The organism is Variovorax sp. VNK109 (assembly GCF_049445855.1).
Taxonomy (GTDB): domain Bacteria; phylum Pseudomonadota; class Gammaproteobacteria; order Burkholderiales; family Burkholderiaceae_C; genus JAGOCV01.
In genome coordinates, this window is record NZ_JBMSDV010000002.1 from 531,686 (window position 1) to 551,225 (window position 19,540).

General features: G+C 63.9%; 14 protein-coding genes. 10 read left to right on the top strand and 4 right to left on the bottom strand.

The features are described from left to right. Positions 1 to 4 precede the first annotated feature (4 nt). Positions 5 to 2,833, bottom strand: a complete 2,829-nt coding sequence (locus ACO2Q9_RS10070) for a FecR domain-containing protein (RefSeq protein WP_423310819.1) — start codon at positions 2,831 to 2,833, stop codon at positions 5 to 7. Positions 2,834 to 2,860: 27 nt separating this feature from the next. Continuing rightward, positions 2,861 to 4,084: a surface lipoprotein assembly modifier gene (locus ACO2Q9_RS10075; RefSeq protein WP_423310821.1), complete on the bottom strand. Its 1,224-nt coding sequence runs from the start codon at positions 4,082 to 4,084 to the stop codon at positions 2,861 to 2,863. A 454-nt stretch (positions 4,085 to 4,538) separates the two neighbouring features. Between ACO2Q9_RS10075 and ACO2Q9_RS10080 the strand changes: the two genes are divergently transcribed. The 5 genes from ACO2Q9_RS10080 to ACO2Q9_RS10100 are packed head-to-tail and all read left to right on the top strand — an operon-like array spanning position 4,539 to position 11,947. Continuing rightward, entirely contained in the window at positions 4,539 to 7,433 is a 2,895-nt protein-coding gene (locus ACO2Q9_RS10080; RefSeq protein WP_423310823.1) for a 2-oxoglutarate dehydrogenase E1 component, read from the top strand. Positions 7,434 to 7,479: 46 nt separating this feature from the next. After that, entirely contained in the window at positions 7,480 to 8,748 is a 1,269-nt protein-coding gene (odhB, locus tag ACO2Q9_RS10085; RefSeq protein ID WP_423310825.1) for a 2-oxoglutarate dehydrogenase complex dihydrolipoyllysine-residue succinyltransferase, read from the top strand. Between the two features lie 10 nt (positions 8,749 to 8,758). Next, complete coding sequence (lpdA, locus tag ACO2Q9_RS10090; RefSeq protein WP_423310827.1) at positions 8,759 to 10,186, top strand: dihydrolipoyl dehydrogenase; 1,428 nt, start codon at positions 8,759 to 8,761, stop codon at positions 10,184 to 10,186. A gap of 1 nt (position 10,187) precedes the next feature. Continuing rightward, complete coding sequence (zapE, locus tag ACO2Q9_RS10095) at positions 10,188 to 11,288, top strand: cell division protein ZapE (protein ID WP_423310829.1); 1,101 nt, start codon at positions 10,188 to 10,190, stop codon at positions 11,286 to 11,288. After that, a complete protein-coding gene (locus ACO2Q9_RS10100) occupies positions 11,285 to 11,947 on the top strand; it encodes a hypothetical protein (protein WP_423310831.1) in 663 nt (220 codons plus the stop codon). Before zapE ends, ACO2Q9_RS10100 begins: the two co-directional genes overlap by 4 nt. Positions 11,948 to 11,967: 20 nt before the next feature. On the opposite strand, the gene ACO2Q9_RS10105 is transcribed toward ACO2Q9_RS10100, so the two are convergent. Continuing rightward, on the bottom strand, positions 11,968 to 12,771 hold the full coding sequence (locus ACO2Q9_RS10105; protein ID WP_423310833.1) for a PP2C family protein-serine/threonine phosphatase: 804 nt from the start codon (positions 12,769 to 12,771) through the stop codon (positions 11,968 to 11,970). Between the two features lie 100 nt (positions 12,772 to 12,871). Here ACO2Q9_RS10105 and ACO2Q9_RS10110 point away from each other — a divergent pair, with 100 nt between their 5' ends. Then, the gene (locus tag ACO2Q9_RS10110) at positions 12,872 to 13,078 is read left to right on the top strand and encodes a DUF465 domain-containing protein (protein WP_423310835.1); all 207 of its coding nucleotides are present in this window, start codon (positions 12,872 to 12,874) and stop codon (positions 13,076 to 13,078) included. Next, on the top strand, positions 13,078 to 15,102 hold the full coding sequence (locus ACO2Q9_RS10115; RefSeq protein WP_423310837.1) for an ATP-dependent DNA helicase: 2,025 nt from the start codon (positions 13,078 to 13,080) through the stop codon (positions 15,100 to 15,102). The genes ACO2Q9_RS10110 and ACO2Q9_RS10115 overlap by 1 nt, the downstream gene beginning before the upstream one ends. On the opposite strand, the gene ACO2Q9_RS10120 is transcribed toward ACO2Q9_RS10115, so the two are convergent. Beyond that, positions 15,065 to 15,865: an outer membrane protein assembly factor BamD gene (locus tag ACO2Q9_RS10120; RefSeq protein ID WP_423310839.1), complete on the bottom strand. Its 801-nt coding sequence runs from the start codon at positions 15,863 to 15,865 to the stop codon at positions 15,065 to 15,067. The two genes, ACO2Q9_RS10115 and ACO2Q9_RS10120, sit on opposite strands and share 38 nt — an antisense overlap. 62 nt (positions 15,866 to 15,927) lie before the next feature. On the opposite strand from ACO2Q9_RS10120, the gene ACO2Q9_RS10125 reads away from it, so the two are divergent. The 3 genes from ACO2Q9_RS10125 to ACO2Q9_RS10135 all read left to right on the top strand — a co-directional run bounded on the left by ACO2Q9_RS10125 (position 15,928) and on the right by ACO2Q9_RS10135 (position 19,418). Continuing rightward, positions 15,928 to 16,914, top strand: coding sequence for an RluA family pseudouridine synthase (locus ACO2Q9_RS10125; protein WP_423311240.1), 987 nt, complete (start codon positions 15,928 to 15,930; stop codon positions 16,912 to 16,914). Between the two features lie 168 nt (positions 16,915 to 17,082). After that, entirely contained in the window at positions 17,083 to 17,853 is a 771-nt protein-coding gene (gene scpB / locus ACO2Q9_RS10130; RefSeq protein ID WP_423310841.1) for an SMC-Scp complex subunit ScpB, read from the top strand. Continuing rightward, on the top strand, positions 17,850 to 19,418 hold the full coding sequence (locus ACO2Q9_RS10135) for a pseudouridine synthase (RefSeq protein ID WP_423310843.1): 1,569 nt from the start codon (positions 17,850 to 17,852) through the stop codon (positions 19,416 to 19,418). Before scpB ends, ACO2Q9_RS10135 begins: the two co-directional genes overlap by 4 nt. The last annotated feature ends 122 nt before the right edge of the window (positions 19,419 to 19,540 follow it).

Sequence of the window (19,540 nt, forward strand, 5' to 3'; positions counted from 1 at the left end):
GGCGTTACTGCGGTGAGGGCGCCTGGAATGCCACCGAACCCGAAACCCGGCCCAGCGTGCCATCCTGCATCTGATAGACGAAACCGGCTTTGCTTGCGTAGTCTCCGACGAACATGCCCGAGATGCGGCCAGCCGCGCCCAGTGTGGCCGTGCCGCTGAACATGGCCGATGCCGTGCTGATAGGCATGTTGTTGGCCGTCATCGCCAGTGTGTTCGCACCACCGTTGAAGCTCGTATTCACCGAGGCAGATGCGGTGAGCCCGGTGAAGTCGGCCGTCAGCGTCGCGCCTGTCAATTGCCCCTCGCCTGCTACGCTCGACACCGGATTCGTCCAGCCCACCGGGGTGTAGCTCACAGTGCCGGAGAGCGATGAGAAATGATCCGAAGGCGTCGGCTTGCCAGTGATGTAGTGCGCGTTGTCCAGCGAATAGGAGCTGCCCGTGTAAGCCGAGCCGCTGCTCCACTTGCCCCAGCCGATGAAGTTGTCGCCTTCGCCATGGGAGCCGGATTGGGCGACAGAGCCGTTGAAATTGTATGAACCATTCGTACCTGCAGACACACCGCCATAGCCGCCCGAGCCTGCGACGGTGTGATCCCCATCGAAAACATACTCGCCGGAAGTGAACGGAGTGCCTCCGGTGATGTTGAAATCGCCGCCGAACGCCAGTGTTCTCAGGCCACCGTACGTGCCGGAATCGATACCGATGACGGGGGTGTATTCGGGATCGACGCCATCACCATAAAGGATCGCGCCGCCGCCGAAATAGGTGTACTCGCTGCCGTAGTGATAGCCGCGATAGGTGAAGCCCGCATACTCGGCATTGTCCCCACTGAAGAAACCGTACGCATCAGCACCGCCTTCGCCACCGCTGGTGATGCTAAGACCTGCATAAAAAGTCGCATTTCCCGTGCCGTAAACGGAACCGGACAAGCTATGGCTGCCCAGCGAACCCAAGGTCACGCCCATGTTCAGCGTGCCACTCGGATCGCCGGAACTGAAGTTGACCGTCATGCTTGCGCTGTTGAGCGTGCCGGTCTCACCATTGGTCATGTGGATCGGGGTAGCCGCGTACAGCGAATAGGTGGCTTCGCCTGACAGGCTGGAGATGTTGAGGGTCGGTGTACCGACAATGTACGCCGACTTGTCATAGTCGGACGTGTAATCGTAATTTGTCGGGCTACCTTCAGCTTCGAAATAGCGGCTGCTGGACCACATGCCAAGACTCAGGTAGGTACCGCTTCCAGGTGAGCCTACCGTTGCCACGTTCTGGCGGACACCGGTGTTTTCGAAGCCCCAGTAATAAGAAGGGCCGTCGGGGAAGTAGAACTTTGAAACGTCTGAGCCGCCAGCCCCCGCGATGACGGTTGCACCTTCTCCGTCGTAAAGGCTGACGTAGCCTCCATCGAGCGACGAAATACTGGCGTAGTAGGAGCCGGGCAGTGCCTGGGTCATGGAGGTACGGCCGAAAACACCCGCGCCGCTGAAACCTCCGCCGATGTAGCTGCCGACGTAGCTCAGGCCGATCTTGGAACCATCCGGTCCGATCGGGAAACCATATCCTTCAGCGCTGGCACCTTCACCGGAAGCATAGGCATTCAAAGTGCTTCCATAGCCGTAGATATAACCATTCAGGTTGTACGAGGAAGACGACCCTTGATAAGGGAGCGTCATGTCAAGGTGAATGGAACCTTCCGAGTAGCCCGTGCCGAACTGCAGGGAAATGTGGCTGGACGACTCCAGCGTTCCGTTGCCGTGCGCAGTGAAGATAGGGGTCGACGCAACCAGCGAGTACTCGCCGACCATGCCGTTGAGCGCGGCGAGGCTCTCGTTCGGGGTCGGAACGCCTGCCACGAAAGCAAGAGGCGTGTAGGTGGTTTCAGCCGCCAGCGACATGCCTTCGCCGTACGACCAGGTGCCCGCACTCCACGAGCCCAGAGTCACGTAGTCGCGGGTTGCGAGAGAACCACTGGTGTAGTAGGTGGTCGCCGTGCCACCAGCTGACAGCGCTGCCTGGTCGTTGTAGACGCTGGTGTACGAGGTGAGATTGCCGCCTTCCGTGACCCCGGCGCCATCGCTGGAGCCATACAAATAGCCATCTGCACCACCTTCATAGGTGAGGAGGCCTGCACCCACGAACGTCAAGCCTGTCAGTACACGCGGACCCTCGATGATCGAAGACGTACCGTCACTGTTCGTCTGGTTGCCTGCCACCTCGGGGTTCTGGCGGAACTGATCGGTCTGGTAGCTGGAGACGACGTTCGATCGACGGGGCAGATCCGTCGCGTTCGGCACGATGGCGGCTTCACCGGCCGTCAAGCCGACGCAGCCCGCAGCTGTACAGACTTCGATCGCGTCCTGCTCGGTTGCCACGGACAGCGTGCCGTCGGCGTTGTAGGACAGCTTGAACGACGAGCCGCGGATACCGACGGTTGCCGTGCTGGTGGTGACCTTGTAGTTGGCGGTATTGCGCTTGCCGATCAGGCCGGTGATGGCACGCATGCTGCCGCGGGCGAGGTTGACGAGGAAGCTGTCTTCCTTGGCGTCGTTCTTGTCGGCATAGCGGGTGATGTCGAACTGCGAGTTCGGCTGGATCGACACCGAGCCTCCATCCGAGAACTTCACTTGAGCCAGGCCACGGGCACCGGTGATGATCGCATCGCCGCTTTCCAGGGTGCTGCCTTTGGCCAGCGGCTGGGTTGCGGCGCCACGTCGCACCGAAACGTCACCCGAGGTGAACTGGGCCGTGCCAGCCGCGCTGTAACCGAGGACCGGATACGCGGCCGCCAGGGCCAGCATCAGGACGCTGCGATTGAGTCTGGATTGGTGCTTCATGGGAATCCTCGACCTGAGTGTTGATCTTCAAAAATCACGGCGGACCATCACGGAGACGATCGTCCGGTTGTAGTCCGAGATGACGACGTTCGACTTGACCTGGGTGAGCGCGATTTGCGGCGTCACGCGCCATTGTGGCGCGGGAATCCAGTTCAGGCCGATGTTGAGGTTGACCTGCTCATCCTTGCGGGTGACCAGGAACAGCGGGTCCGGGCCGCCGTAGCGGCGATTTTCGTAGCCCAGCGTGGCGAATGCAGCGAGGTTGTCGCGGATGGCTTGCTGACCACCCAGGCGCAGACCCCAGAGCTTGTGGCCGAGGCTGGGCACATTGGCGGCCTGCTCGTCTTCCTGGCCGAAATAGCCGCCGATGTAGACAAAGCGGCCATCCCGGAACATGTGCGAGTAGGTCGTGCCGATGACGGTGCGGTCCACGTCACGCACGCCCTGGTTCGGGTAGGACAGTTGCGATAGCTGCAGGTACGTGCCAACCTGGCGGAACTGATCGAAGCGGTAGGTCCATTCGCCGGTCATGCCGATGATGTCGCGTGCGCGGCTGTTGTCGACCAGGTACGTCCCCACCTGCCCGATCACGCTGTACTCGTTGCGCTCGTGGCGGTAGCTGACCCCGCCCCCGATGTCGGCCTGGATGGAGTCGAACTGGTCGGCAGTGCCGCGGTTGTAGCGGGTCTGCAGCGTACCGGTGCCGATCAGCGACCAGCGCGGATCGATCACATGGCGACCGGAGATGCCGGCGTTGACCGCCAGGAACTCCGTGCTCTGCTTGACGCCGCCGGGGGTCAGCGTGAACACGAGACCGCCGAATGCGGGCACCGCAACGTTGCTGCCCGCCGGGCCGCTGTTGGCGTTGCTGTCATGACCGATACCGGTTTCGACATAGGCCTTCCACGAAGATTTGCCTTCGGCGTCGACACGGTCGATGGCCTGCAGGAATTCGTCGATGGTGGTGCTGACGGCCGTGGGAACGCCCTGGGCCTTGGTTTCCTGCAGCAGCGTACGGGCGGCCTTGGTGTCGCCGACGGCAAAGAGCGCGCGACCGAGCTCGGCCTTGGCGCGTCCGTTGTCCGGCTGGACAGAGAGAACGCGTTCGAGCGCCATGATGGCCCGGGTGAACTGGCCGACTTCGTTGGCGGCGATGCCGAACACGAGGTCGAATTCCGGATCGCCTGCGCGATTGACTTCAAGGGGATCGAGGATGGCGTAAGCCTGCTGGGACTGACCGGAGTTGGTCATGGCAAGCGCATCGCGAACAGTTGTATCAGGCTGTGCGTTTGCGCTGGCAACGGCGCCAGCAGCCAGAAGCGATGCGAGCAAGGTACGACGTAAGCGTGCAAAAGCCATGGCGTTCTCTGTATGGGTGATCCGCAGGTTATAGCACCGGACGACAAAACGTTAGTAAATGTTGCAAAAAAAATACGTGCCTACCTGTGTAAAACCACGTTTTTGCGAAAAGCAGCCATTCAGCGTGGACATGTGACAGAAAGTGTGTCGCTTGATATGGGGACAAGCATGCCAAGCGGTCCGTCCCTTGTCTTATCGCGGTCACGAGTTGGTGGCACAATCGAGGGCGTATTCAGGCCCTTCCCAGCCACTGCAAGTCAGAGCATCCGCCATCCGGTTCAGCCGTGTCGCGGAAGGTTTATTCACCAGCTAACGTTTCCCAGAGGGAAATGAAGGTCGCAAGAACATGAGTGACAACTCGTCGCCCCAGACGGCTACCGTCTATACCGCCTATCAAGGCAACTCGTATCTCTTCGGCGGCAACGCGCCGTACGTGGAAGAGATGTACGAGAACTACCTCGCCAACCCCGGCAGCGTGCCCGACACCTGGCGCGAATACTTCGACGCCCTGCAACACGTGCCTGCGGGCGATGGCACCAATGCCAAGGACGTTCCCCACCTGCCGGTGATCAATGCCTTTGCCGAGCGCGCCAAGGCTGGCGGCACCAAGGTGGTCGTGGCCACGGGCGCAGACTCCGAGCTGGGCCGCAAGCGCACGGCCGTGCAGCAACTGATCGCTGCTTACCGCAACGTCGGACAGCGCTGGGCCGATCTCGACCCGCTCAAGCGCACCGAACGCCCCCCCATTCCCGAACTGGAGCCCTCGTTCTACGGCTTCAGCGACGCCGATCAGGAAACGGTGTTCAACACAAGCAACACGTTCTTCGGCAAGGACACCATGTCGCTGCGCGAATTGCTGAACGCGCTGCGCGAGACGTATTGCGGCACTCTGGGTGCCGAGTACATGTACACCACCGACCAGAACCAGAAGCGCTGGTGGCAGCAGAAGCTGGAGACGGTCCGTTCCAAGCCCAGTTTCAACGCCGAAGAGAAGAAAAAGATCCTCGATCGCCTGACGGCTGCAGAAGGCCTCGAGCGCTATCTGCACACCAAGTACGTTGGCCAGAAGCGCTTCTCCCTCGAAGGCGGCGAGAGCTTCATCGCTTCGATGGACGCACTGATCCAGGGTGCTGGCGCGAAGGGTGTGCAGGAAATCGTGATCGGCATGGCCCATCGCGGCCGTCTGAACGTGCTGGTCAACTCGCTGGGCAAGATGCCGGGCGACCTGTTCGCCGAGTTCGACCACACCGCCCCAGAAGAACTGCCTTCGGGTGACGTGAAGTACCACCAGGGCTTCAGCTCCGACGTGACGACGCCTGGCGGCCCCGTCCACCTGTCGCTCGCATTCAACCCCTCGCACCTTGAAATCGTGAACCCCGTGGTTGAAGGCTCGGTGCGTGCCCGCATGGACCGCCGTGACGACCCCGAAGGCAAGCAGGTGCTGCCGGTGCTGGTGCACGGTGACGCGGCGTTCGCCGGTCAGGGCGTCATCATGGAAACGCTGGCGCTTGCCGAAACCCGTGGCTACCACACGGGCGGCACGGTGCACATCGTCATCAACAACCAGATCGGCTTCACCACCAGCGACCCGCGCGACAGCCGCTCGACGCTGTATTGCACCGACATCGTCAAGATGATCGAGGCGCCCGTGCTCCACGTGAACGGCGACGACCCGGAAGCCGTGGTGCTGGCCACCCAGCTGGCGCTGGAGTTCCGCACCGAGTTCAAGAAGGACGTGGTCGTCGACATCATCTGCTTCCGCAAGCTGGGCCACAACGAGCAGGACACGCCTTCGCTCACCCAGCCGATGATGTACAAGAAGATCGCTGCCCACCCCGGCACGCGCAAGCTGTACGCCGACAAGCTGTCGGCCCAGGGCCTGGGCGCCACGCTGGGCGACGACATGGTCAAGGCCTACCGCGCCGCCATGGACGCCGGCAAGCACACGGTCGATCCGGTGCTGACCAACTTCAAGAGCAAGTACGCCGTCGACTGGAGCCCGTACCTGGGCAAGAAGTGGACGGATGCCGCCGACACCGCCATTCCGCTGGCCGAGTGGAAACGCCTGTCGGAAAAGGTCACGACCATTCCGGCGAGCGTGACGCCGCACCCGCTGGTCAAGAAGGTCTACGACGACCGCGCTGCCATGGCGCGTGGCGACGTGAATGTCGACTGGGGCATGGGCGAGACCATGGCCTACGCGTCGCTGGTGGCCAGCGGCTATCCGGTGCGCCTGTCGGGCGAAGATTGCGGGCGCGGTACGTTCACGCACCGCCACGCCGTCATCCATGACCAGAACCGCGAGAAGTTCGACGAAGGCGCTTACACCCCGCTGTCGCACGTGGCCGACAACCAGGCCCCGTTCGTCGTCATCGACTCCATCCTGTCCGAAGAAGCTGTGCTCGGTTTCGAATACGGCTACGCGTCGAACGACCCCAACACGCTCGTGATCTGGGAAGCCCAGTTCGGCGACTTCGCCAACGGCGCACAAGTGGTCATCGACCAGTTCATCGCCTCGGGCGAAGTGAAGTGGGGCCGCGTCAACGGCCTGACGCTGATGCTGCCGCACGGCTACGAAGGCCAGGGTCCGGAGCACAGCTCGGCGCGCCTGGAGCGCTTCATGCAGCTGTCGGCCGACACCAACATGCAGGTGGTGCAGCCGACCACGGCCAGCCAGATCTTCCACCTGCTGCGTCGCCAGATGGTGCGCAACCTGCGCAAGCCGCTGATCATCATGACGCCGAAGTCGCTGCTGCGTAACAAGGACGCGACATCGCCGCTGTCCGAGTTCACCAAGGGCAGTTTCCAGACGGTGATTCCCGAGCAGAACGAAGAGATCGTGAAGAAGGCCGACAAGGTCAAGCGCATCGTGGTGTGTTCGGGCAAGGTCTACTACGACCTCGTCAAGAAGCGCACCGAAAAGGGTTCGGACGACACCGTGATCCTGCGCGTGGAGCAGCTCTATCCGTTCCCGCACAAGGCGTTCGCTGCCGAAATCAAGCGCTACGCCAATGCCACCGACATCGTCTGGTGCCAGGACGAGCCGCAGAACCAGGGGGCCTGGTTCTTCGTGCAGCACTACATCCACGAAAACATGCTCGACGGCCAGAAGCTCGGCTACTCCGGCCGTGCCGCGTCGGCTTCGCCGGCCGTGGGCTACTCGCACCTGCATCAGGAACAACAGAAGGCGCTGGTCGACGGCGCCTTCGGCAAGCTCAAGGGCTTCGTGCTGACGAAGTGACGCACCCCACCGTACTGAACAACCAGAATCAACCGAAAGAACATCAATGGCAATCGTAGAAGTGAAGGTCCCGCAGCTGTCCGAGTCCGTGGCCGAAGCCACCATGCTTCAGTGGAAGAAGAAGGCCGGTGAGGCCGTGGCAGTCGACGAGATCCTGATCGAGATCGAAACTGACAAGGTCGTGCTCGAAGTGCCCGCGCCCAGCGCTGGCGTGCTGGCCGAAATCGTCGTGGGCGACGGCGGCACCGTGGTGGCCGACCAGCTGATCGCGAAGATCGATACCGAAGGCAAGGCCGGTGCTGCTGCTCCCGCCCCTGCAGTCGCTGCTGCAGCCCCGGCTCCTGCCGCCGCGTCTGCGCCCGCTCCGGCCCCGGCCGCTGGTGGCTCGATGGCTGGCGTGGCCATGCCAGCCGCCGCCAAGCTGATGGCCGACAACAACCTGGCCGCCGGCTCCGTGGCTGGCACGGGCAAGGACGGCCGCGTGACCAAGGGGGACGTTCTCGGTGCCGTCGCTTCTGGCGCCAAGCCTTCCGTTGCTCCGGCCGTGGCTCCTGCTGCACCCAAGGCTGCGCTGCAGCAAGTTGCATCGCCCGCCGCTGCTGCAAACCTGGGCGACCGCCCCGAGCAGCGCGTGCCGATGAGCCGCCTGCGCGCGCGTGTGGCCGAGCGCCTGCTGCAGTCGCAATCGACCAACGCCATCCTCACCACGTTCAATGAAGTGAACATGGCCCCGGTGATGGACCTGCGCAAGAAGTTCCAGGACGCGTTCACCAAGGAGCACGGCACCAAGCTCGGCTTCATGAGCTTCTTCGTGAAGGCTGCGGTGCATGCCCTCAAGAAGTACCCGGTGCTGAACGCCTCGGTCGACGGCAATGACATCGTCTACCACGGCTACTTCGACATCGGTATCGCCGTCGGTTCGCCGCGCGGCCTGGTGGTGCCCATCCTGCGCAATGCAGACCAGATGAGCTTCGCCGACATCGAGAAGAAGATCGCCGAATTCGGCAAGAAGGCGCAGGAAGGCAAGCTGGGCATCGAGGAAATGACCGGTGGCACCTTCTCCATTTCGAACGGCGGCACTTTCGGCTCCATGCTGTCCACCCCGATCATCAACCCGCCGCAGTCGGCCATCCTGGGCGTGCATGCGACCAAGGACCGTGCCGTCGTCGAGAACGGCCAGATCCTGGTGCGTCCGATGAATTACCTGGCCATGTCCTACGACCACCGCATCATCGACGGCCGCGAAGCCGTGCTGGGCCTGGTCGCCATGAAGGAAGCGCTGGAAGATCCGTCGCGCCTGCTGTTCGACATCTGAGGAGTCCACGATGTCCAAGCAATTCGACGTGATCGTCATCGGCGGCGGTCCTGGTGGTTACATCGCTGCCATCCGCGCGGCGCAACTCGGCTTCAACGTGGCCAACATCGACGAGTGGAAGGACGCCAAGGGCGGCCAGGCACTGGGCGGCACGTGTACCAATGTGGGCTGCATCCCCTCCAAGGCGTTGTTGCAGTCGTCCGAGCACTATGAGCACGCCGGCAAGCACTTTGCCGAGCACGGCATCGAAGTGAAGGGCCTGGGCCTGGACGTGGCGAAGATGATCGCCCGCAAGGACCAGGTCGTGAAGCAGAACAACGACGGCATCAAGTTCCTCTTCAAGAAGAACAAGGTGACTTCGTTCCACGGCCGTGGTTCGTTCGTCAAAGGAGTTGAAGGCGGCTACGAAATCAAGGTCACCGGTGCTGCCGAAGAAACCATCATCGGCAAGCACATCATCGTGGCGACGGGCTCGAACGCCCGCGCGCTGCCCGGCACGCCGTTCGATGAGGAGAACATCCTCTCCAACGACGGCGCGCTGCGCGTCGGCTCGGTGCCGAAGAAGCTGGGCCTGATCGGCTCCGGTGTCATCGGTCTGGAGATGGGCTCTGTCTGGCGTCGTCTGGGCGCTGAAGTGACGGTGCTCGAAGGCCTGCCGACGTTCCTGGGTGCGGTGGACGAGCAGATCGCCAAGGAAGCCAAGAAGGCGTTCGACAAGCAGGGCCTGAAGATCGAACTCGGCGTGAAGGTCGGCGAGATCAAGACCGGCAAGAAGGGCGTGTCGGTGGCGTACACCAACGCCAAGGGCGAAGCGGTGTCGCTCGACGTCGACAAGCTGATCGTCTCGATCGGCCGTGTGCCCAACACCATTGGCCTGAACACCGAAGCCGTCGGCCTCAAGCTCGACGAGCGTGGTGCCATCGTGGTGGACGACGAGTGCAAGACCAGCCTGCCGAATGTGTGGGCCATCGGCGACGTGGTCCGCGGTCCGATGCTCGCGCACAAGGCGGAAGAAGAGGGGGTTGCCGTGGCCGAGCGCATTGCCGGCCAGCACGGTCACGTCAACTTCAACACGATTCCGTGGGTCATCTACACCAGCCCGGAAATCGCGTGGGTCGGCCAGACCGAGCAGCAGCTCAAGGCTTCGGGCCACGCCTACAAGGCCGGCACGTTCCCGTTCCTCGCGAACGGTCGTGCACGCGCGCTGGGCGATACGACGGGCATGGTGAAGTTCCTGGCCGATGCGGCGACGGACGAGATTCTTGGCGTGCATATCGTTGGCCCGATGGCCAGCGAACTGATCTCCGAAGCCGTCGTGGCGATGGAGTTCCGCGCCAGCGCCGAAGACATCGCCCGTATCTGCCACGCGCACCCGTCGCTCAGCGAAGCGACCAAGGAAGCCGCTCTGGCGGTGGACAAGCGCACGCTGAACTTCTGACGTGACGTCAGTCCGCGAGGCCTACGAGGCCGAGCTCAAGACGCGGGGTTACACCAGTGACCCCGCGCAATTGCGCGCCGTCGATGCACTGGAGCGCTGCGCCCTGGAATGGGCGGCCTACAAGGAAAAGCGCTCCAGCGCTCTCAAGAAGCTGATCAACCGCCCGGACATCCCGCGTGGTGTCTACATGTACGGCGGTGTCGGGCGCGGCAAGAGCTTCCTGATGGACTGTTTCTACAACGCGGTCCCGCTGCGCCGCAAGACGCGGCTGCACTTCCACGAGTTCATGCGGGAAGTGCACCGTGAACTGGTCGAGTTGCAAGGCACCGTCAATCCCCTCGATGAACTTGGCCGCCGGATTTCCAGGCGGTACAAGCTCATCTGCTTCGACGAGTTCCACGTCGCCGACATCACTGACGCGATGATCCTGCACCGTCTGCTGGTGGCGCTGTTCGAAAATGGCGTCGGCTTCGTCACCACGTCGAATTTCCGGCCGGACGACCTGTACCCGGATGGCCTGCATCGCGACCGGATTCTCCCGGCCATCGATCTGCTGAACGAACGCCTTGAAGTGGTCAACGTGGACAACGGCACGGACTACCGTCGCCGCGTGATGGAGCAAGTCAAGCTCTATCACACGCCCCTTGGCGCTGAGGCGGACGCCGCGATGACCGACGCGTTCGAGAAGATCGCCGAGTCCGCAGATGAAGACCCGGTGCTGCACATCGAAGCGCGCGAGATCCGCGCCAGGCGCAAGGCGGGTGGTGTGGTCTGGTTCGACTTCAGGACGCTTTGCGGCGGGCCACGCTCGCAGAACGACTACCTGGAGATCGCCTCGCAGTTCCACACCGTGTTGCTGTCCGACGTGCCGCACATGCCCGTGCGCATGGCGTCCGAAGCGCGGCGCTTCACCTGGCTGGTGGATGTGCTCTACGACCGCCGCGTCAAGCTGATCCTGTCCGCGGCCGTGGAGCCCGAGGCGTTGTACACCGAAGGCCCGCTGGCCCATGAATTCCCGCGCACCATCTCGCGCCTCAACGAAATGCAGTCGGCGGAATTCCTGGCGCTGGAGCGCCGCACGGTGGATACCCGACTGACATGACGCGCGCCCACTTCATCACACATGTTCTGGCACTTGGCTTCGCTGCTTTGCCGCAGCTCGTGTTTGCGCAGGCCCAGATCGATGCCAGCCCCGAAAGCGCGGCGCGTGAACACGCCCGCATCGCGGCCGAGCGCAGTCAGGCCAGCGCCACCTTCGCGCAGGAAGAGAAGGCCTGCTACGCGAAGTTCGCCGTGACCGATTGCCTGACTGACGTGCGCCGCCGCCAGCGTGTGGTGATGGCCGACCTGAAGCGCCAGGAAGTCTCGCTCAACGATGCCGAACGCAAGCGCAAGGCAGCGGAGCAGGCCAGTCGCCTGGAGCAGCGCAACGACAGCAAGCGTGAGGAGAGCGCAGAAGCGAAGATGCAAAGCTCGCTGCGTAGCCAGCAGGAGCGCGAACAACGCGCAGCCGGAAAGAGTGCCGACCGGGCTGCGGCCCAGGCTTCGGAAGCCATGAACCGTGAAAGCTTCGAGGCACGAAAGCAGTCCAGCGCGGCCAAACAGCTCGCACGGGATGAAAAAGCATCCCAGGCTGCACAGGAGCGCCAACGTTTCGAGACCAAGCAGCTCGAAGCCGAAGAGAACCGCAAACGCCGTGAAACCTCACGCCAGAACAGCGGGAAGCCAAAGGCCCAACCCCTGCCGGTGCCCACGAACTGAATCGGCGGGCTGAACTTCGTTCAGACGAACGGGTTGGTTTGGGCCATGCGCACCGTGGGTGCTTCCGGTTCCAGCGCCTCGACCTTCACGACCACCAGCGACAGGTTGTCACCGCCACCCTGACCGCGAGCACGCGCCTTGTCGATCATGAACTCGGTGGCTTCGCGCGGCGACAGCGTGGAAAGGATCGAGCCCATCTCGTCCGGACTGAAGTAATGCCAGACGCCGTCGCTGCACGCCACCAGACTGTCGCCGGGACGAAGCTTGGGGATGAAATGGGTGTCCACCGGCGGGTCTTCTTCCATGCCGAGGCAGCCGAGCAGGATGTTCGACTGCGGGTGGGAGTTGGCTTCTTCCTCGGTGATGTCCCCGCGATCGACAAGCGCCTGCACGTAAGAGTGGTCCATCGTGCGCTTGATCATTCGATCGCCGTGGTAGTGGTACACGCGCGAATCGCCGGCGTGGATCCAGTGGCAATCACCACGAGGGTTGATCAGGAAAGCAGCGACCGTGCTGTGTGGTTCCTGCTCGGAAGAAATGGCCGTGAGCTTGATGACGATGTGCGCCTCGTCGACGATCTGCTTGAGCATCGAGGGCGCGTCGTCCTTTTCGGGGGAGAAGGACTCGAAGAGCTGGCGTGCGGTCAGCAGCACCTGATCGGACGCCTTGCGCCCACCGCTGCGGCCACCCATGCCATCGGCCACGATGCCGAGCACGCAGCCGACCACGCGCGGATGGCTGATGAGGGCGACCTGATCCTGCTGGTAGTCGCGGTCACCCTTATGGATGCCAGTTGCTGCGGTAAGCCGGAAACCTTTGCTCATGGGGAAACGCGAAACACGCAGGGCGTGCTCGAAAAGTTGCGTCCGAAGACGTATTATCAAACGATCCTGAGAGACAGTACCACAGATATCGCGGCGCCCCTTGGACTCCAACCTGCATTCGCCCGAGCGGCGCCTCATTGAACTTCGTATCGAGCACGCCGACCTCGACGCCACCATCGACCGGCTGGGGCCCGATGGCAACCCGCAGGACGAACTCCTGATGCGCCGCCTCAAGAAACGCCGTCTCCTGCTGCGCGACCAGATCGCGCAACTCGAAATCGCACTCGACCCCAAAGAGCCCGCCTGATGAGCCTGCAGGAACAGGTGGCCCACGCGTTCTCGGACGCAGGTGTGCTGGCGCGTGCCACGCCGCATTACCGCCCGCGCGCCGGGCAGACCCGCATGGCGCTGGCCGTGGCCGATGCCATCGAACAGGGTGGGGCGTTGGTAGTGGAGGCCGGAACAGGCGTGGGCAAGACCTTCTCCTACCTCGTTCCCGCGCTGTTGAGTGGGGAGCGGGTGCTGGTTTCCACCGCAACCAAGACGCTGCAGGACCAGCTGTTCTCCCGCGATCTGCCGGGCCTCGTACAGTCGCTCGGCCTGCCGGTGCGCACGGCGCTGCTGAAAGGGCGTGGCAGCTATCTCTGCCTGCACCGCATGGACCTTGCCAGACAGGATGCCTCGCTGCCGGACCGCGCAGCCGTGCGGTCACTGGCGCGCATCGAGGAGTGGTCGCAGGTCACGCGCACGGGTGATCTGGCCGAATTGCCGGGGCTGGACGAGCGCTCGCCGCTGATTCCTCTGATCACGTCGACCCGCGACAACTGCCTGGGCTCGCAGTGCCCCAGGTTCCGCGCATGTCACGTGAACCTGGCCCGCCGCGAAGCGCTGGCCGCCGATGTCGTGGTCATCAACCACCACCTGTTCTTTGCCGACCTTGCGGTTCGTGAATCCGGCATGGCGGAACTGCTGCCGACGGTGCGCGTGGCGATCTTCGACGAAGCGCACCAGCTGAACGAAACCGGCGTGCAATTCCTCGGCGCGCATCTCGGGACGGGGCAGTTGCTCGATTTCTCCCGCGACATGCTGGGGGCAGGTCTCCAGCTCGCGCGGGGCCTGGTGGACTGGCAGGGCGTGGCCGCTTCGCTGGAACACGCCGCACGCGATCTGCGTCTTGTGGTCGGCAGGCAAGTGCCCGGCGCGAAGCTGAAGTGGGCGGGCAGCGCACCTGAAGGCATCGACGACCATGACTGGAACGGCGCGCTTGCACGGCTTGGCGAGGCCTGCACGGAAGCGATGGAGGCCATCGACACCGTCACCGAGATCGCGCCTGATTTCGTGCGCCTGCACGAACGCGCCGCGCTCATGGCGCAACGGGCGCAGGCCTTCGTTGCTGCATGCCAGCCCGGGAATGTCCGGTGGCTGGATGTCGGCAACCACCTGCGTCTCGTTGAATCGCCACTCGACATCGCGCAGGCCGTGCGCGGCAAGCTCCTCAAGGAGGGCAGCGAAGAGCAGGGCGAGGGCGAACTGGCCCGGACCTGGATCTTCACCTCCGCCACGCTGGGCGACGATCCGCAACTGCGCTGGTTCACCGAGCCCTGCGGCCTGACGGATGCCGGCGTGCTACAGGTGGAAAGCCCGTTCGACTACGCACAGCAGGCCAGCCTCTACGTCCCTCGCGATTTCCCGAAGCCGAATGAGCCGACGCATTCAGCGCGTGTCGCTGATCTCGTGGAGGAGGCAGCGGCTGCACTCGGCGGGCGGACGCTGGTGTTGACGACGACGCTGCGCGCACTGCGCAGCATCGGCGAAGCGCTGCAGGCGCGATTCGAGGGCGACACGGCGGTTGAAATCCTGCAGCAGGGGCAATGGCCCAAGCGGCGCCTGATGGAACGATTGCGTCAGGGCAGCGAGGACGGGCAGCGCGGCTGCGTTCTCGTTGCATCCGCCTCGTTCTGGGAGGGCGTGGACATTCCGGGGGACGCGTTGCAACTGGTTGTCATCGACAAGCTTCCGTTTCCGCCACCCGGCGATCCGTTGGTGGAAGCCCGGTCACAGCGGCTGCAATCGCAGGGGCGCAGTCCTTTCGGGGATTACTTCGTGCCGGAAGCCGCAGTGGCGCTGAAGCAGGGTGCGGGCCGGCTGATTCGCCGGGAAACCGACTCGGGAATGCTCGTGATCTGCGATACGCGCCTGCTCACGATGGGCTACGGCCGCCGCCTGCTGGCAGCATTGCCGCCGATGCGGCGGCTTCAGACGGCCGCGGACTTCAGCAACGCCCTGGCCGGCCTCACCACATCTTCCACCAGGGATCCTGGTTTCCCTTGAAACCACGGGTCAGGTACTCGCTCTGCGGATAGTTCTTCTGCAGCACGCGCATCGTGTCGTCACGCATCTGGTTCATGCCCAGCGCTTCGTAGGACTTGACCATGATGTAGAGCGCTTCTTCCAGCGCCGGCACTTCCTGGTAGTCCGCCAGCGCGATCTGCGACCGGTTGATGGCGGCCACGTAAGCGCCGCGCGTGTAGTAGTAGCGCGCCACATGGACCTCGTACAGCGCGAGCGAATTCACGATGTAGGTCATGCGCAGGCGGGCATCGGGCGTGTAGCGCGAATCGGGGAATCGCGTCACCAGTTCCTTGAACGCCTCGAACGATTCCTTGGCCGCCTTCTGGTCGCGCTCGGACAGGTCCTGGCGCGTCAGGAACGAGAACATGCCCAGATCGTCGGTGAAGTTGATGATGCCCTTGAGGTACAGCGCGTAGTCGAAGCCGGGGCTGGCCGGATGCAGCTTCATGAAGCGGTCGAGCGTGGCGACAGCCTGCGCACGTTCTCCGGACTTGTACTGCGCGTAAGCCTTCTCGACCTGCGCCTGCTGGGCCAGCGGTGTGCCCGCAGCACGGCCTTCCAGCTTTTCGTACAGGCCGATCGCATTTTCGTAGCCGCCGGAATCAAGCTCATCCTTGGCTTCGGCGTAAATCTTGTTGGGGCTCCAGTTGGCGGTCTTGTCCACCGACGTCGAGGAACAACCCGCGAGCAGCAGGCCCGCGATCACGAGAGCGGGGACAGCCGATAATTTGGAGCGAAGCATCACAGGCGACTTTCTTGAAAAAAGGCGAAACGATTATATCGGTCACCCCTGACCAGCCCGGCATGGATTCCGGTCCCGACGAAGGGCTGGAAGACGCGGTCGAGTTCGGCGCAGAGATCGAGACGCGGTCCCTCAAATTCGAGGCGCAGGACCACGGCGAACGTCTGGATCGAGCGCTGGCGCGCCTCGTGCCGGCTTTTTCGCGCAGTTACCTGGCCCAACTGGTCGATGACGGCGCCGTTGAGGTAGGCGGTCAGGTCGTCACCAAGCCCGCGCACCGGGTCCGTGCCGGTGACGAAGGCAGCATCGACCTGCGCCCGACGCCGCAAAGCCGCGCGTTTGTGCCTGAGCTGATGCCACTGGACGTGGTGCATGAAGACGAGCACCTGCTGGTGATCGACAAGCCGCCGGGCCTTGTCGTGCACCCGGCTCCCGGCAATTGGCAGGGCACCCTGCTCAACGGGCTGCTCGCGCGTGATCCCGCAGCGGGCCTTTTGCCCCGGGCGGGCATCGTGCACCGGCTGGACAAGGATACGAGCGGCCTCATGGTGGTCGCGCGCACGCGGACGGCCATGGACGCGCTGGTACGCCAAATCGCCGCGCGCGAAGTCCGGCGTCAATACGTGGCATTGGCGCACAGGCCATGGTCGGGCGAGCCGCTGCGGCATGTGAACGCCGCGATCGGGCGCGATCCGCGCAACCGCCTGCGCATGGCCGTGGTCGACCTTGATCGCAATTCCGGCAAATCTGCCAGCACCGATATCCGGCTCATCGAGGATGCGCAGGCGGGCTGCTGGGTGGAGTGCACGCTGCAGACGGGCCGAACGCACCAGATCCGCGTTCACATGGCCAGCATCGGCCACCCGCTCGTGGGGGACGAACTGTATGGAGGTGCGCCCGCGGCAGGCCTGGCCCGGCAGGCATTGCATGCCTACCGGCTGGGTTTCGATCATCCGGTGACAGGCCTTTCAATGGCTTTCGAATCGCCGCTCCCGGACGACCTGCGCGGCGCTCTGGCGGCCTGGGGCCTGCGCTACAATGAACGTTGAAGGCTCCGAAGCCCGTGCGGGCGCGACACCATACCCCCGCACACGCTGCCTGGCCCACCGGCTGCACGCAGCGCCGCGAAACGAATCGCCCTTGATCGAATCGCTTCCGGTTTTGCGCCTGATGCCCGCGTCCCTGGTGACGCTCTTTCCCCGAAGAAACGCAACATCATGAATACGGCGGATGCCAAGCGCGTCCTCGAGACCGCGCTGATTTGTTCGCAGCAGCCTCTGGCGGTGCGCGAGATGCGCGTACTTTTCAACGACGAGCTCGGGTCGGACACCATCAAGACCCTGCTGGGCGAACTGCAGGACGACTGGGCGGCCCGCGGCGTCGAACTGGTTGGCGTGGCAACCGGCTGGCGCTTCCAGAGCCGGCCTGAAATGCGCGAATTCCTCGACCGCCTGCATCCCGAAAAGCCGCCGCGTTACACGCGTGCCGCGCTTGAAACGCTGGCCATCATTGCCTACCGCCAGCCGGTGACCCGTGGCGACATGGAAGACATCCGCGGCGTGACCATCAATTCGCTCATCCTCAAGCAACTGGAAGATCGGGGTTGGGTCGAAGTCATCGGGCACCGGGAAGCGGTCGGCCGTCCGTCGCTCTACGCCACGACGCGCCAGTTCCTCGACGACCTGGGGCTGGCCTCCCTGGATCAATTGCCGTTGCTCGAAAGCCCTGCCCAGCAGGCGGGTGTGTTCGAGGCGCTCGCCGAGATGCCGGAAGGCTCGCAGTCGGCATTGCCGATCGGCGATGAGGCCGACGAAACCAAGGACACGGCCGAGCCGATCGACAGCGCGCCTGACGACGTGCCGGTGGAGCCATCTGCCGAAGCACCGGGCGACTTGTCGCAAGACGCGCTCCAGACCACGACCTCGCCGGAGGCAGATGCCCTGCCTCCCGAAGAAGAATCCGATGCCAAGGACGGCAAGCCGACATGAACTCCACGCCCCACGACGATTCCAGCCCTGAAGCCGGCATTCCCGAAGATGTGCCCGGGCAGGACGCAGCGCCCGCCAAGAAGCCCCGCCGCCGCAGGCGCCCACAGTCGAGCGCCGCCGCCACTTCGGGAGCGCTCGCGGTTGACGAATCGCTGGATTCCGCCACCGTGGACGAATCGCCAGCAGCGCCGGGTTCCAGCGCGGCTGAAGGGGGTGCCGATCGTGACGATGAAGACGTCGACGACGATTTCGACCCGGATTTCGACGATGACGATGAGCCCGGTCAACGTCGTGCACGGCGCGAACCGCCTCCTCCGGCCGACCCCATCCGTTTTTCGGACGTCGTTTCCGGTCAGTTCGACGCCGAGGAAGGCGTCGGGGGAGAAGACGAGCCCGTCAAGCGCGTCCTGAGCCCGCAGGCCGATACGCCCAAACTGCACAAGGTGCTGGCGCAGGCAGGCCTGGGTTCACGGCTGGAGATGGAGCAACTCATCATGGAGGGCCGCATCTCCGTGAACAACGAGCCGGCCCACATCGGCCAGCGCATCCAGTTCGGCGATCAGGTCAAGGTCAACGGCAAGCCCATCAAGGTGCGTATTGCACCGCCGCCAGCGCGGATCATTGCGTACCACAAGCCGGCAGGCGAAGTCGTCTCGCACGACGATCCGCAAAACCGCCCCACGGTGTTCCGCAAGCTGCCCCGCCTGTTCCAGGGCAAGTGGCAATCGGTCGGCCGGCTGGACCTGAACACCGAAGGCCTGTTGCTGTTCACCAGTTCCGGCGAATTGGCCAACAAGCTCATGCACCCGCGTTTCGGACTGGAGCGCGAATACGCGGTGCGCGTGCTCGGTGCGCTCAGCAATGAGGAAAAGCAGCGCTTGCTGGATGGCGTGAAGCTGGACGACGGCATGGCGCAGTTCGGCTCCATCGAAGACGGCGGCGGCGAGGGCTCCAATTGCTGGTATCGCGTGACAATTTCCGAAGGCCGCAACCGCGAAGTGCGCCGGATGATGGAGGCCGTCGGCCACGCCGTGAGCCGTCTCATCCGCATCCGGTACGGGGCCATGGTGCTGCCACGCGGCCTCCGGCGGGGGGCGTGGATGGAGCTGGACGAGTTCGACATCAACGCCCTCACCCAGGCGGTGGGTGGCATGGGCAATGACCGCCCGCGCGAGGGCGGTGGCGACCAGCACGGCGGGCAACCGGGACGCGGCAAGCGCCGCCGCGGGGGACGTGATGGTCGTGGTGGAAATGGCGGCGGGAATGCCGGCGGTGGAGGCCAGCAGCGTGATTCACGCAGCGGCCAGCCGGGTCGCGGGCCGAATCCGCTGTCGACGAGCCAGCAGAACCAGCGCCGCAAGGAGCGCGGCCAGGGTCAGGGCGGCGGTGGTAGTGGCGGGCAGCCCGATCCCATGAAAACCTCGTTCGGCTATATCGGATCGGACAGCTTCACCCGCCAGAGGCAGGGTGGTCCGGGCGGTGGTCAGCGTCGCAACAATGGCGGTGGGGGCGGCGGCGGAGGCGGTGGTTCCCGTCGTGGCGGGGGCGGCGGGCGAGGCCGCTGAGTCCGTGCCGGGCCAGCCTGGGCAAGCCTGTCGTTTCCGGGGACATTTCAGGGCATTTGTCTCTGGGGTGTAGCGCTTGCAGGTTAAAATTGCAGGCTTTGCCTTTAGGGCGAAGAAGAATC

Coding starts and splice junctions, on each gene's coding strand:
- lpdA (WP_423310827.1), top strand. CDS start 8,759: ATGTCCAAGCAATTCGACGTGATCGTCATCGGCGGCGGTCCTGGTGGT.
- ACO2Q9_RS10125 (WP_423311240.1), top strand. CDS start 15,928: ATGGATTCCGGTCCCGACGAAGGGCTGGAAGACGCGGTCGAGTTCGGC.
- ACO2Q9_RS10070 (WP_423310819.1), bottom strand. CDS start 2,833: ATGAAGCACCAATCCAGACTCAATCGCAGCGTCCTGATGCTGGCCCTG.
- ACO2Q9_RS10075 (WP_423310821.1), bottom strand. CDS start 4,084: ATGACCAACTCCGGTCAGTCCCAGCAGGCTTACGCCATCCTCGATCCC.
- ACO2Q9_RS10120 (WP_423310839.1), bottom strand. CDS start 15,865: ATGCTTCGCTCCAAATTATCGGCTGTCCCCGCTCTCGTGATCGCGGGC.
- ACO2Q9_RS10105 (WP_423310833.1), bottom strand. CDS start 12,771: ATGAGCAAAGGTTTCCGGCTTACCGCAGCAACTGGCATCCATAAGGGT.
- ACO2Q9_RS10100 (WP_423310831.1), top strand. CDS start 11,285: ATGACGCGCGCCCACTTCATCACACATGTTCTGGCACTTGGCTTCGCT.
- ACO2Q9_RS10115 (WP_423310837.1), top strand. CDS start 13,078: ATGAGCCTGCAGGAACAGGTGGCCCACGCGTTCTCGGACGCAGGTGTG.
- ACO2Q9_RS10135 (WP_423310843.1), top strand. CDS start 17,850: ATGAACTCCACGCCCCACGACGATTCCAGCCCTGAAGCCGGCATTCCC.
- odhB (WP_423310825.1), top strand. CDS start 7,480: ATGGCAATCGTAGAAGTGAAGGTCCCGCAGCTGTCCGAGTCCGTGGCC.
- scpB (WP_423310841.1), top strand. CDS start 17,083: ATGAATACGGCGGATGCCAAGCGCGTCCTCGAGACCGCGCTGATTTGT.
- ACO2Q9_RS10080 (WP_423310823.1), top strand. CDS start 4,539: ATGAGTGACAACTCGTCGCCCCAGACGGCTACCGTCTATACCGCCTAT.